10 protein-coding genes and 1 pseudogene are annotated in these 15,212 nt (G+C 44.7%); all 11 read left to right on the plus strand.

All coding sequences use genetic code 11. From position 1 onward, the window contains the following. Positions 1-185: pseudogene (locus tag NC796_RS25730) on the plus strand (sugar phosphate isomerase/epimerase); the annotation flags it as partial. Between the two features lie 108 nt (positions 186-293). Then, entirely contained in the window at positions 294-608 is a 315-nt protein-coding gene (locus NC796_RS25735; protein WP_310688692.1) for a hypothetical protein, read from the plus strand. 72 nt (positions 609-680) lie between these two features. Continuing rightward, a complete protein-coding gene (locus NC796_RS25740) occupies positions 681-815 on the plus strand; it encodes a hypothetical protein (RefSeq protein ID WP_310688693.1) in 135 nt (44 codons plus the stop codon). Positions 816-1,336: 521 nt separating this feature from the next. Next, on the plus strand, positions 1,337-2,038 hold the full coding sequence (locus NC796_RS25745) for a DNA-binding domain-containing protein (RefSeq protein WP_310688694.1): 702 nt from the start codon (positions 1,337-1,339) through the stop codon (positions 2,036-2,038). An 823-nt stretch (positions 2,039-2,861) separates the two neighbouring features. Then, positions 2,862-3,452, plus strand: a complete 591-nt coding sequence (locus tag NC796_RS25750) for an RNA polymerase sigma-70 factor (protein WP_310688695.1) — start codon at positions 2,862-2,864, stop codon at positions 3,450-3,452. Between the two features lie 265 nt (positions 3,453-3,717). Beyond that, positions 3,718-4,764: a FecR domain-containing protein gene (locus tag NC796_RS25755; RefSeq protein ID WP_310688696.1), complete on the plus strand. Its 1,047-nt coding sequence runs from the start codon at positions 3,718-3,720 to the stop codon at positions 4,762-4,764. Positions 4,765-4,809: 45 nt separating this feature from the next. Next, on the plus strand, positions 4,810-8,280 hold the full coding sequence (locus NC796_RS25760; protein WP_310688697.1) for a SusC/RagA family TonB-linked outer membrane protein: 3,471 nt from the start codon (positions 4,810-4,812) through the stop codon (positions 8,278-8,280). Between the two features lie 36 nt (positions 8,281-8,316). Next, positions 8,317-9,783: a RagB/SusD family nutrient uptake outer membrane protein gene (locus NC796_RS25765; RefSeq protein ID WP_310688698.1), complete on the plus strand. Its 1,467-nt coding sequence runs from the start codon at positions 8,317-8,319 to the stop codon at positions 9,781-9,783. 247 nt (positions 9,784-10,030) lie between these two features. Beyond that, a complete protein-coding gene (locus NC796_RS25770) occupies positions 10,031-11,458 on the plus strand; it encodes a mandelate racemase/muconate lactonizing enzyme family protein (RefSeq protein ID WP_310688699.1) in 1,428 nt (475 codons plus the stop codon). Positions 11,459-11,766: 308 nt separating this feature from the next. Then, positions 11,767-12,519, plus strand: coding sequence for a cupin domain-containing protein (locus NC796_RS25775; RefSeq protein ID WP_310688700.1), 753 nt, complete (start codon positions 11,767-11,769; stop codon positions 12,517-12,519). A 127-nt stretch (positions 12,520-12,646) separates the two neighbouring features. After that, positions 12,647-15,079 carry a beta-galactosidase gene (locus NC796_RS25780; protein ID WP_310688701.1) on the plus strand — a complete coding sequence of 811 codons (2,433 nt, stop codon included), beginning with the start codon at positions 12,647-12,649 and terminating at the stop codon, positions 15,077-15,079. Positions 15,080-15,212 lie beyond the last annotated feature (133 nt).

A 15,212-nucleotide genomic window follows, 5' to 3' on the forward strand; every position in this document is an offset into this window, starting at 1 on the left:
AGGAGACGTTTTCCACACTTGCCGATATCGGCTATGAAGGGTGGCTGACCATTGAGGCATTTACCCGGGATGATCCCGACTTTGCCAATTCCATTAATGTGTGGCGAGAATACAACGAGCCCTGGGACGTGGCGGAAGAAGGCTTTGCATTTATTAATAAGATGTGTGAAAAATATGGGTTTTAAGCTGGCTTCTCCCTTACCTGTTGGCTATCAACAGGCCAGTGAAATAACTTCTTGGATATTCTTCCTGAACCTATACTGTACTACTAAGAGAGCCCGCTGCTATAAAGTTTGATGGTACTGTGGGCGTATGTATGTTGTATGCAGGATATTGATGCATTAGGCGAACTTAAGCCGGAACGGCAATACAAAACGGGGGAAACCAAACTATCATCTGAGGGAATAACATATCTTGGCAATGTATATCAATCAGAACAATCTGAATTTCTGCAGTCTAAAGATCCGCTGTTCCGCCCAACTGATATAGCAATAGCACCGGATGGCACAATGTATATTGTGGATATGTACAGGGGTATCATTCAGCAGGGGAACTGGAACCAAGAAGGTAGCTGCCTGCGAACCAAGATAAAGCAGTACCAACTGTAAAAGGCTATTGGACGAGGACGAATATGGCGGTTGAACCACGAGGGAGAAAATCGAACTGCTAGTAACCCTCAGATGTTCAATGAACTCAATGCTTATGGGCAGTCTCACATAAAATCACCAAATATTGACAAGCTGGCCGCGTCCGGAATCGAATTTGACCGGGCGTATACCAACGTGCCGGTTTGCGGTGCAACACGAGCAAGCTGATAAGCTTGAATATCAGGATAACGTGAAAGAGTTGAGTAAACGTCTGAAAAGAGAGCGGGGTTAAACCATTCTACTGATTGCCTGCCCAACTTTATAGCAAATGAATCGGGACTTTAATTGTTCCTTATGTCCTGCGTTCTGCCCCTTCCCCTCACACAATTTGGCCCCATAAGAGGCACATCCAATTCATTTTATTTGCACTAATACCCTCAGATTTTGCGGTCTGTGCGCCATAGACCCGATTTAAATTTTTTTGTAAGGATCCGGCCTGAAAGTGATCTAATTAGTGGTGTTCAACTAAGAAAGGATATTCATTATTGAAGCAAGAGAATCTATCCGCATCAAGGATTTTGTTATTGGTTACCCGGTTACCTGTTATTGGGAATCGCACATGTAGCTTGCTACTTGTAGCCGACCACTAATAACCACCACACCATTCAACTAATAACAACACAAGGGAGATCAAGAGTAGAGAGATCTCCGGTACAACAAACCATAACAACTAAAAACACAACTAACCTATGTTAAATTACACACTCTATGATAATTATTTCACGGAAGACGATCCCAATGACCGGCTCGCGCGCCCGGTGGAAGTAACAAGGAGGACCCGCGAAGAACTGATCGAGGCGATCACCGGTCCCGGCTCCATCCTCAAACCTACTGAGACAGAGGCCGTCATCAACAACTACTGGGATACCATTGCCGAGTACGTCCGTCAGGGCGAAGCGTACAGCGACGATTACGTCAGCGTCCGTTTCGATATCAGTGGCACTTTTACCGACGATGAGGACCGGTTCGACCCAAACCGCCATGCACTGATCGTCAACGTCCGGCTTAAGGATTCTGTCACCGATGCCGCACAGGATGTGTCGCTGCGAAAAGTGGATTCCGATCAAATTGTCCCTCAAATAGACAGGGTATACGACTGGGGGAGCACAACCATCAACGAGACCCTCACCCCCGGCGATGTGCTTGAGATTACGGGCAGCCACCTGAAGCTCAACGGTACCCTGGAAGAGGAGGGCGTCTACTTTGTCAGCCAGTCTGATGATTCCGAGGCCAAGGCGGAGCAGGTCCGAACCAACGAGCCAAAGACGTTGACCCTCCGCATCCCGGGAAGCCTTGCTGCCGGTAGCTGGCGTATCGAGGTACGTAATACAGCCTATAACAGCGATACGCTGCGAAGCGGCCTCTTTACCACCGAATTGACGGTGGAATAAAGAGCGACATTTTGTCGCATTAATTCTCCTTCCTGAAGTAGACCATTTCACTACCCTGAAGTAGGTGACTTTACCTTCCTGAAGTACCCTGTTTCACGACCCTGAAGTGGTCTACTTTACTATATAGGCCCTGTAAGGGGCTAAGAGCGGCGACAAGGTGACAGAATGGTGTTCCCCAGAATAAAAACCAAGAATTCAAGGATATGGTAACATTAATGCTTTTTTGGGTTGATTTTTTTGCCCTTTGTTGACCCACCCTTTAATCCTCCTTAACAGGAAACTCATTGATTAGATTGTAAACTTTTTGAAAGACTTGAGCTTTGTCAGCTGAATAAGTTTGAAAAGAAACAGTTTAGGATATTATTTGGGAACGCTCATCAAAGCGTCTCTTATCCTGCTGGTAGGGGGAGAACAAGCTTGCTCTACGTGCCTTCGCATAAAGCTTCGGTATGTAAACCTTGAGCGTAGTTGAGAGTGGGAAAACAAGGAGCTCAAAAGCTGATTTCCACGATTGAAGATGATGAGCCGGTAATTGAAAATATTGAGATTGCCACCGAGCTGGTCATCCGGAAATCATGTGGATGCAATGGATGAGCTAACGAATAGAACAGGAGGCTCGGTTTTTTGCTGCTATTTCCAGCCTTCTTAAGATATAATAGACTTTATTCGAGTATTTTTACTACCTTGTTAAAGGGTCTTGACATACAGAGCGAATGTGCTATCTTAAGGATTGATTATGTTATCGATCACATAATATTTGAAAGAAGGGGAAATTAAGAGTTGTCTTTTGTAGAAACGAGGCAAACTTGACACGGGTTTCGTGATGGCTGATGCGGCTTACCAAAAGGGTTTTTTAAATGACTCTGAAGATGGGAGTCAAAGGGAAGGATTCGAAACTTTCTTTCGATTATTTTATGTAGATCTTTGCAAGTATGCTTACGGCTACACGGGAGATCGTGAAATATCAAAAGACATAGTGCAATCAGTCTTCCTCAAGGTTTGGGAACAAAAGGCTTTCTGGGATGACTTCGAAAGTGCCAAATGTTACCTCTATAAATCAGTGCGAAATGAAAGCCTTAATTATAAAAAGCATGAGAAAGTAAAACGCGAAAATCGGACTGAAGTGGCACTAAGAATTGAGGAGTGGCAAGATGCCTGTCATCAGGAGGGGATGATCGATCAAAAAGTTGAACTGGTTCAGAAAGGGGTTAGTCATCTTCCAGATCGTTGCAGGGAAATATTTAAACTGAGCAGAGAGAGCGGGTTAACTTACCAAGAGATAGCTGAGGTCCTTGACCTTTCAATCAAAACAGTTGAAACACAAATGGGGCGAGCGCTTAAAAGTTTACGGGCTTTTCTGAAAGAACATTGGAACCAAGTGGTGCTATTCCTGATTTTTCTTTTTCCTTTCTAGCATTTGTTCCTCAATTTAGATTTTCTGACCAATTTTATTATCGGACTAAGCGAGGACATACCTTCAATTTTCAGTTTTTTCAGAGTGTAATACAGTTCTTTTAGGCCGAATAACAGCTTCAATCGCCCCGGTTCCGCCCTTCTTTGATTGGTTACCCCAATGGCCTGGGAAAAATTCTTCAAAAAAATAAATTTCCCTGTGGGGGTACCCGTACCCTGAGTTGTGTTAAGCAATGAAGTGTATTTAAGGATAAATAGGTGAATCAATGAACAAGAAGGTACCATGGAACAAGCTTGGGAAGTATTTGTCAGGCAATTGTTCACGGAAGGAACGCGAAGACGTTGAGAGATGGATTGATGCGGAACAAGCCCATCAGGATCTGGTTTCTGAGCTTCGTGAAATTTGGAAGGATGCATCAACTGATAATGAATGGAATGTTGATCTGGGATGGAGAGAACTGTCAAAAAAGTTGGATAAATCACATAGATCACCACTGCGGCTGGTAAAATCAACGCTCGATGAGCACCGCCGAATTGATAAGAAAAAACGCGCTCGGAAGTGGTCGGTTGGAGTTCGGGTGGCGGCAAGTATCGCAATCTTGGCTGTATTCCTGCTTTCCATTGTATTCTATCAGCAAGAACCTGTAAAAAACCAGCAAGAAGTCTCCTTGGTGATGCAGGAAGTGGTAACCGAGAAAGGGCAGCGCAGCCAGTTCAAACTGAACGATGGCACACAGGTCTGGCTGAATGGTGACAGCCAACTAAAGATCCCATCTCATTTTACAACCGATGTAAGAGAAGTTCACTTGAAAGGGGAAGCGTACTTTGTTGTGGAACCAAATCCTGATAAACCGTTCATAATTCATGCGGGAGAATCGCTGACGAGAGTATTGGGGACACAGTTTAATCTGCAGGCTTATCCGCAGGAAGATGTTCAGATAGTTGTAGAGGAAGGCAAAGTTGCTTTTGGCAAATCCAATGAAAAGCAGAAAAATGTTGAACTGGTAAAGAATCAGATGGGAATTCTGGCTGGTGACAAAGCCAATATCAGTAGTGTGGAGGATATTAAAATGTATACCGGATGGACTCAGGGGCAACTTATGTTTAAAGATACACCGTTAAAGAGAGCAGCAACAAGATTAGAACGGTGGTTCGATGTAGAAATAATACTTGCGGATCCTGCACTAGAAACTCGAACTATTACAGGGACCTTTAAAGAGGAATCAATGACAGAGATTCTAAAAATTATAGCCCTCTCCGTGGGCATGAACTATAAAAAGGAAAAAAATACAATAACATTTTATCCAAAGTAAAAATGGACAAAAGCACATTTAATTAAAGTGATAAAGGGGAATCTTATGAGAACTAAAAGTCACAATAAGGGGATGGTATTCTTATGGATGTTTAGCATGTTCCTATTGCTGGGCATGAGTGTAAAAGGTAGCCTGGCTTGGAGCCAAAATTCTTCAAAAACAGCCGAAAATGATGATCTGGCTGGTACTATTATCAGTTATGTCGAGGAGCAAAATTCTGTCAATACAATTGCAAGTAAGATTGTTTCGCTGCATGTAAATAATGCAACGGTATTTGAAGCCGTGAACCAATTGGCGTCAGATAACAACCTAACCCTTTCTTATAGCAAGGAGATACTACCTGAAAATAAAACAGTGAGTGTTGATCTGCGGCAGGTTACCTTCAACAAAGCCATGTACATGATGCTGGAGGGGACGGGGCTCAGGTACGCGATATCTGACAAAGGAAAACTGGTACTTTTTGAAGCAGAAAAAGAACTCTCGAAAAAAACCATACAACAGGCAGAAACAGTTTCAGGCCAAGTGGTAGAAGCTGAGACTGGAGACCCGCTACCCGGGGTTAATATTACGGTTAAGGGTACCACGATAGGAACATCTACGGGTTCTGACGGAAATTACGAACTTGGGGTTCCATCGCTTCAGGATACCCTGGTTTTTTCATTTATTGGTTACGAATCCCAGGAGGTTCCCATCAATGGGCGTACTACCGTTAATGTTACCCTTCAAACACAGACAGTGATGGGCGAAGAAATGGTTGTGGTAGGATATGGGACGACAAACCGGGCAGACATAACCACATCTATTTCCAGTGTGAACCCTGACGATATAAATATTTCAGCCAAGCCGAGTATTAATGATATGTTGTTTGGCCAGGCTGCCGGGTTGAGAGTGACCCAGGAGAGTGCACAGCCAGGTGGAAATGTCAATCTTTCAATTCGGGGTAGAGGCGATCCACTCATTATAGTAGACGGGGTGGTTGTACCCAGTGATGGATTGGAGCCCGGCGTTAACTTCGCTGAATATAATCCGGTAAACAGGGGAAACCTGGCGGGACTCAAACCCAGTGATATAGAATCCATAGAGGTGTTGAAAGATGCCAGTGCCTCTATGTATGGGGTGGAAGCTTCGGATGGAGTAATCCTGATCACTACCAAATCGGGTCGAGCAGGAAGAATGGATGTAAGCTACAGCAGCAGCGTCTCATATCAGCAGAATTATGATTACATGCAGCCGTTGAAGGCGGAACAGTACATGCGTTTTCTCAACCGATTTGAGGCTGACCGATACAATGCTGAAAATGATATGGAACCGTTTGGTTCGACACCTTCAGACTATGAGCCCCGTTTTTCACAGTCTGAAATTAATAATGCCGGGGTTGGGACCGACTGGGTGGATTTCATCCTAAAAGATGGGAATCTGACCAACCATAACCTGTCTATAAGTGGCGGTTCCGAAAGAATTACATATCAATTTTCGGGTAATTTCTTCGATCAGAACGGAACGGTAGAAAATTCGAGTATGCAGAGGTATAACGCCAGGGCGAACATGACGTTTGAATTTAATGATGTTATTTCCTTTAATGCATCGGTCACGGGAAGCAAGAATTTTTATGATAACACTTTTGCCGGTTGGCAAACAGGTGGAGCCGGAGCGAATGGTTTTACCCCATTGCAGGGAGCTTTTGCCTATCCCGCCTACCTTCCTGTAAGAGATGAAGATGGGAACTTTACGCAATTCCAGACTACAGGGAACCCGGTATCCCAGCTTCGGATTAGAGATGAAACAGCTTACAATTCTATCTTCTCAAGATTTTCGGTTGACCTGACGCTTATCCCGAATAAATTGACAGGAAGACTCTTGTATGGTAACAATTATGAAGCCTCGGAAAGGGATTACTTTATTCCCTCCACGGTCAACTGGTTTGATGAGAACGCTTCCAGGGGCTCGCTTCAACAGGAGGATCGGATGTATCAGACCATGGAGTCATATCTTAATTTTACCTCCGATATTGGCGAATTCGCTGAAGTGAGTGCCGTGGCCGGTTTTGGTCAATATATAAATGAGGGTTTTAGATTTGGCCTGTCAGCCAGAGGCATGCTCGATGCAGTAAATACGAACAGGGTTGATGGCGCAGATTCGAACGTTAATTCAAGCAGATGGAAAAATATTAAACGTTCCTATTTTACCAGGGCGTCGTTTGATCTCCTTGAAAGATATGTTTTGGAGGGATCGTTACGGTATGATGGCTTCAGCCAGTTCTTCCCTGATAGCAAGTATGCCTTATTCCCGAGTGGTTCGGTTGCCTGGAAGTTGTCCAATGAACCGTTTTTTGAAACGTCTGATGTGGTTTCCCTGCTCAAATTAAGAGCAAGTATCGGTATAACGGGAAGACCATTACCCTCAGGTGCGGCTTTCGCTGCGTTCTCTCCCGATGGCTACCTGGCAAGTTTCAATGACGGGTCCACAAACTATATCCCGGTACAGGCGACACAACTGGATCATCCAGAGCTGACATGGGAAAAAACGATCATGCAAAATGCGGGTATCGATTTCGGGTTTTTTGAGGATCGTATTTCCGGATCTTTTGATATTTTCAGGGACGACGTCACGGACCTGCTCAACACTGGGGCGAACACCCCGGCCCTTTCACTCATTTCTGAACAACCGGTAAACGGGGGGCACATAGTGCGAACGGGCTATGAGTTAGGTTTGGATGTAGACATTTTGCGCAAACAAGATCTCTTCTGGCGTACCGGTATAACCCTTACCCACTATAACGAACGATGGGAGGAGCGATTTGAGGAAACCGATTTAGCCAGTTACCAAAGAGAAACGGATCCGACGAGCGTTATTTATGCCTGGGAAACAGACGGTATCCTGGATCTTGGGGAGGAAGCCCCCGAATGGCAACCCGATGCAGCTACCGTTGCGGGATCCCCAATTTTTGTAGATCAAAACGGTGATGCGGTACTGGATTCGGCCGATGTCAAAAAGTTTTCGGTATTACCCGACGTAAGCATCGGACTTAACAACACCTTCAACTACAAGAATTTTGATCTGACCGTTATGCTCTATGGCCAAGTTGGGGCATACCGATATAACAACAGCCTGCAGTGGGCCAATCCGAATGGCATGTTGGGTAGCAACCTCAGTGGCATTCAGGAAATGAAATATGTATGGACTACAGAAAATCAAGATGGATGGCTGCCCGGTGCTTCGTTCCGAGCAGCCGATTTGGGTACGATTGGTAACGTAGCCGGGGTCGGTACGGATTCCTATGTTTCCCGGGCTGATTTTCTGCGGGCTCGAAACATCACACTTGGCTACACCTTTAACAGTTCGATGTTGAATAATTTAGTCAGTGAACTCAGAGTCTACCTGGATGTACAAAATGCATTTGTCATCACCAATTATGAGGGAGCTGATCCGGAAGTGAGGCAGGATGGAGTAAAAGGAGCTCCGGCCCCCTATCCGATGGTGCGCACATTCACTTTTGGTGTTGATGTCAATTTTTAGAGAGCAACAAATTTTTAAAAGTAACAGGATAAGACAATGAAGAAACTGAAACTACTTATATTATTGATCGGCAGCTTGTTCTTGTTCAATGGATGTGATACCGGACTCGATCCACAAATCTATGACCAGTTGAATCCTACAACGTATCCATCCAATGCAAAAGAGGCCGAATTGTATGCGTTGGAGGTCTATTATCCCTTCACCAGTCGCTGGCCCACTGAGAATTATCAGATCTTTGGGTTAGAGGAAGGGCACATCCAACAGTTTGATGCTCCGACCGACGTCATGACCCAATTCACTGAGTGGGGTGGTTTTTTTCAAGATTATAGTCGGGCAAACTATGATAACTTTACTTCCTACGATAGAAGGCGGAGTCATCTTGAGTATATCCGTTTCGTTACCGAGACAACCAAAATAATCGATGACCTGCAAAATCTGGATGTCTTTGCCAACGAGGAAGAAAGGAATCAGCTGCTGGGAGAAGTTCGCATGGCCAGGGGGTGGATTATGTACTACATGTTACATCTTTACGGCCCGGTACCGGTTATACTCGATCCCGCTAAAATTGGCACCGAAGCGGAAGCAGACATGACCCGGCCATCGAGAGGGGAGTATGTGAATGCAATTGCCAATGATTTGAGGTTTGCCGCTGATAACCTGGCCGTTGATGCACCGGATTACGGCAGATTCAACAAGGGACTGGCCCTTACTGCCCTGATGAGACTGTATCTCAACGAACAGGATTTCCAGAATGCAGAAGACATCGGGCGGGAAATTCAGGCAATGAACAAGTACAGCCTGATAGATGATTACATGAGTCTGTTTACCGAATCTACGGAACGGAATAGTGAAACCATCTGGGCCATTTCCGCCACTGGATCTTCCACGGGACGGGGCAATGAAGGTAATTTTAATGCGTATTCTTATTATACCTTGCCGTCTGATTTTGAGGCTCCTGGTGTCACCCCGGGTTGGTCTTCTCCCAATGCCGTTTTCATGGCCACCTGGGACTTTTATGATTCATTTGATCCCAGTGATGAACGCAGGGAGCAGCTTGTAGAAAGTTATGGATCACGAGACCGAACTAATTTGAGAGGTGCAGTAATCTTCAAATATCCCGGCCCTGGCGGATTTACCGGCGCCGACATACCCATTGCGCGGTTTGCGGATGTTAAGTTAATGCTTGCCGAATCTATTAACGAAAACAATGGCGGGCCGACCCAGGAGGCCATTGACCATGTTAATGATGTACGCAATCGGGCGGGCCTCGGCGATTTACCACCCGAAGATACCCAGTCGATGGAGGCTTTTAACGATGCGATTTTGGAAGAACGAGGAAAAGAATTCCTGTTCGAGGGATTGCGAAAATTCGATCTGGTACGACATGGCGAATGGCCGGATAGAGTTGAAACTATAGAGGGCAAAACCCCAACCAGTACTCCTCTGCTTCCGATCCCTCAATGGGCCACGCAGGATGGGATGGCACAAAATGAGGGCTACTAAAGCTCTTAATTACATAAAAAGCATATAACAAAATTACTTCTGTAGCTATGATAACGCCTTTGTACGTCCCTCCTGAAAGCATTCTTTAGAGTGTAGGGGGCTGGACAAACTTGAATCCCAACCCAAAGAGTTTATGTGCCGAGTTAAGGGGGATAGAGTATTCTTAATTAGGGAGTATGGACGAACTGATCACCGAATAAAGGTGTGAAGAAAATTAGGTTAAAACTTTTACAGAAAATAAGATGAAATGGATAGAAAATCTTTTTTAAAGGCATCAACTGCTTCAGCGATAGGTTATACAGGCATGGCCATGAGTGGATTGGCCTATAATCCCAAAAACGCCCACTCGCGCCCCAGCGATTTAGAGATAACTGATATACGTGGTTGTGTTATAGCCTCGAATTATGATTATCCCATCATTAAGATATATACCAATCAGGATATTGTCGGACTGGGGGAGGTTCGGGATGCCGGATGGATTTCACAAGCTCTGATGATGAAGCCCTATTTAGTTGGCAAGGATCCTCTTAATATCGAATCCATTTTAGAGAGCGTAAGACATCTGACGGGACATGGCCGATATGGTGGGGGCTACAGTGCCATCGATATAGCGTTAATGGATATTGCAGGCAAGGCTATGGGATGGCCGTGTTGGAAACTGTTGGGCGAAAAACATCGGGATACGATCCCTGTATATGCAGATACGTTTGGTTCGACAGACCTTGACAAATATGAGAAGTTGATGGAAGCCCGGCTGGATAAAGGATTTCAACATTACAAAATGGACCTGCGTCCCTGGTATCTGGAAGACATTGAGGGCGCACAGGTTCAACACGGCACCGGCGATAGCATTTGGCAACGAACGCCAACCCGAAAAGGGTTGGAGATCTGGGGGGAGTATGTGGAACGAATACGGAGTGTGGTTGGATATGATGTGACTTTAGGTGCCGATCACTTCGGTTATATGACCGTGGAATCTGGCATAGAGCTTGGAGAATTCATGTCAGATTCGAAATACAGTCTGGCCTATATCGAAGATGTTGTTCATTTTTCAAGATTTGACTCGGTTAATATTAACAGAAAGATCACTGAAGGTTCTCCTATCCCTACACTTGGCTTTGAGGATATTTTCGGATTTGAAGGATTTGCACCATTCATAGAGAACAAGTCGATTAACATCATTCATCCGGACCCTTTAACATCCGGAGGGATGATTGAGACAAAAAAGATTGCCGATTATGCGGACCGTTTCGGAATTAAAACGATGTTGCATTGTGCCGGATCGCCGGTTGGATCGATTGCGATGGTACACCTTGCAGCTACCATCCGGGAGTTCATTTCTTTGGAAAACCACGCCTTGGAAATTCCGTGGTGGGGTGACTTAGTGGATGGTATTGAAAAACCCATAATTCATAAGGGAGGATTTATCCCAGTTCCCGAGGGGGATGGCCTGGGTATTGAATTCAATGAGGAGGTAGCCGAAAAGTACCTGCGGGAACCAAAGTATCTGACCGAATATAACCCAGGACTGTTTAAGCCTACTCCAGATTTTGACAAGCCCATGTTGATGATGGAGGCGAAAGAAAAGGGCCTCATTGGAGGATTTCATGCTGAAGGTCCATGGTGGCATTACGATGAAAATTTAGAATATGGATATACCGAGGAACGCAGGTAATCCATCCAAATTTTTCTAGTATCAACCCTTCAGCATTTGCCGAGGGTTAGATTTTAACATGCAATGAAAAAGGTTCAAATCAATTGTTACCTGTTAGCATATACTCAGATAAGACCTAACCACTGATGCAGATAACGGTTGGAACCGGTTTTTAACTTGTAAAAAACAAGAACATGTTTAACAAAAAAAGACAAAAGTATTTTAATCTTGCCCTGTGTATAACTGTGATTTTGCTGTTATCTAAAAGAGGTGTTGCACAGACCCAGGGATATTTACATCGAACTGTAGATAAGATATCTGAGGTAGAATTGGCTATTTCTAATAAAACAGCACATTACAAACCAATTTTTGGTGAAGGGGATGAGGAATCCGAGATGGTAAAGGGGATAAGCAAGTACGGCTATCTGACGCTGGACCCAGAGGGTAGAAGTGAACTGGTCAATTATGGCCGTGAAGAGCTGGTATACTATGTGCTGGAAGGGACTGGAATACTCAGATATAACGACCGGACCATACCGATAAGCAGAGACGATTTTTTCTATGTCCCCATAAATACAGATCATGGATTTATCAATCCACGCAAAGATACCCTTAATATTATGGTTATGGGGTTCCCAATTCCGGAAGATAGGAAAGTAGAACCTACAGCAGAACTGCAATTAGCAAGTGCAAATGATGTATCATTACAAGTTTTGGGGCAACACGGACACGGGCAAACCAGCAGGTTTCAGCTGCTGCTGGGGACTAGAGACAGTAAAAGAGATCGGTTGGCGGCCGCTTATCAGGTAAACAGTCTGTATGTTATAGAATTTGATCACGGGGGAACCAACATCCCCCATCGTCATCCGCGTGAAGAGGAGATCTACTTTGTGTTACAGGGAAGCGGCGAGATGGTAGCCGGGGAGAACCAGGCGGGGAAACCACGGCGTATTTCTGTCAAGGCCGGCGATGCATTCTTTTTTTCAAACAATACCTTGGTTGGTTTTTATAGTGGAACTCAGCAAGGAGAGGAACGTGCCAGAATACTGGCTGTTCGGTCCAGATATCCTGACAAGGAGTGAGCAGAGAAAGTAAAACAACACCTCCCTGAGATAAGCTATCTATAAGCTTAAAACAAAGGACTGGATGTTTGTTGTTAGCAGAAAAATGCAAAATTGATGACCTCGTCAGGAATCATATGAAAATATTATGAACCTAATAATGGAAAAACTCGGGTATCTTGTTTTCGTTACCTTTCTTTTAACCTTTAATTTGGTTTATGCTCAAAATAACTATCAAGTTGATGTAAGAGATGCAGAGCAAAAAATTATTCGGGGGCATCTGAATCTTGGGGGAAGTAATCCCCAGGGAGATAGCATATCTGTTAACAATTATTTTCTGGAATATAATGAAGATCCGTTTTACCCCATTGTCGGTGAATTTCACTATTCCCGCTATCCGGAAAAATATTGGGAAGATTCTATCCTGAAAATGAAGGCGGGTGGCATTAATGTGATAGCCACGTATGTGTTTTGGAATATGCACGAGCGAGAAGAAGGGGAGTTTGACTGGGAGGGACAACTAAACCTTCGCCGGTTTATTGAATTGGTCGAAAAACACAATATGAAAGCGATTGTTCGATTGGGACCATTCTGTCACGGTGAGGTCCGCAACGGCGGCATACCAGACTGGCTGTATGGCCGTCCCTTTGATATACGCTCCAATGATTCGGAGTACCTTGGATATGTAGAGCGTTTGTATGGTCAAATTGCTCAACAAATAGAAGGGATGCTGTTCAAGGATGGCGGTCCGATTATCGGGGTACAGCTTGAAAATGAATTTCAGCACTCTGCTGCCAAGTGGTGGTTGCATTATCCGGGAAGTCCTATAGAATATACTGCATCACAGGAAGATACCGATGTAATACATGAGGGTGTGAGTATTAGTGAGGTAGAGAATGATAATGCGCAATACGGTAGCGATCATATGGAAAATCTTAAAACGATCGCTCAAAACGCCGGGATTGATGTCCCGATTTATACAGCCACCGGCTGGGGAAATGCAGCCATCGTTAAAAAAGGAAGTATTCCTGTGACCGCTGCTTACGCCTATCCAACCTGGGCACCCAGGGGCCCTTCTCCCTTTTATCTGTACAAAGATATGCATAAGAATCCGGATTATGCCCCGGTCAGTTATGATTCTGAGCTGTACCCTTCTGTGCCTGCTGAACTGGGGACCGGCATCATGATTACCTACTCCCGGCGTCCCACGGTAAATCCAAACAGCATAGAGCCGATGATGGTACGCACGATAGGTAGTGGATCAAATGGCATTGGTTACTATATGTACCACGGTGGTTCTACCCCCGTTTTTGATGGGCATTTTTATAATGAGGAGGTAGGAGGGTACACTAAAATATCGTACGATTTCCAGGCCCCCATAGGTGAATTCGGAAAATTGAGATACCATTATCACAGTTTAAAATTGCTGCATTTCTTTCTTGAAAGTTATGGTCAAGAGCTGGCACCAATGGAAACCGTATTGCCGGAGACGAATAAGCAGATCACCCCGGATGACGTCAATACACTCCGTTATGCTGTACGCTCTGATGGGAATTCCGGTTTTGTTTTCATGCATAACTTTCAGGATGACCTGGCGACGAACGATCTTGAAAACCTCCGTCTCAATATCCAGACGGAAACAGGTGAAATAATCTTGCCTTCAACAGGTACTTTCAGCCTCCTGAAGGATGAAAGTGCAATCCTGCCCTTTAACCTGAACCTGGATGGTGCGGAGATCAGGTATGCCACAGTTCAACCGTTGACGATTTTAAACAGGGAAGATCAGAAACATTTTATCTTTTTCTCAAACGACGGGATAAATCCGGAATTTGTTTTTGAAAATGTAGACCAGTCAGCCGTTGACGCAGATAATGCTGCTGTTGAAGCTGATGGTGGCCTGACAAAAGTATCCGGGGAATCGGGAGAAATATTTTCGTTTACTGTAAATGAAAAGCGGTTTCTTGTTGTCCCGAAGCCCATGGCTCTGAAGGCGTGGAAGATTGATGAGGGACAGATGATATTTACCGATGCCACAATTCTCCCCAAAAAGGGATATATCGATATACTTAGCAACAGCGGGAACAGCCGGGAATTGCGTTTTTATCCCAAGCTGGATGAGATGCCCAGGTTCTCTGGGGCCCAATTTAAGATCGGGCCTTCGGCAAGCGATCATTTTTCTACCTATGAGGTCTCTTTCCCAAAAGTTGAGCCTCCTTTCCGGGTTGATACTGTTTCTGCTGAACGAATCACAATTCGGTCTACCGGCTCCTTTGAGGGCTTGAATGACGTAATTATGAAAGTGGATTACACCGGGGACCGGGCGATGGCTTTTATCGATGGAAAGCTTGTTGGTGACCATTTCTACTACGGTAAGCCATGGGAGATCGGGATGAGAAAGTTCGAGGTGAAAATGCAGAATGACAACTTGCTGCTTAGGTTCCATCCCATGCGGGACAATGCAGAGTATCTCCAGGATTTTGACGAATCGGACATTCCCTCTTTTTCAAACAGAGGCAGTTATTTGCAGGTTGACAATATTGAGTTCATTCCTGAGTATAAAGCAAAAATGGTTATTCCGTAATACGCTGAAGCTAGTGTCATTACCACTAAATAAAAGGGGTAAATGTGATTGGGTTTTTGTATTTTTCGAATAAAACATCATGGATAAACTCACCTTTCCCGACCTCTCTCAACAAGTCAAAGATCAACTCCTT

This window comes from Aliifodinibius sp. S!AR15-10, from assembly GCF_031569985.1.
Lineage (GTDB): Bacteria > Bacteroidota > Rhodothermia > Balneolales > Balneolaceae > JAMQKA01.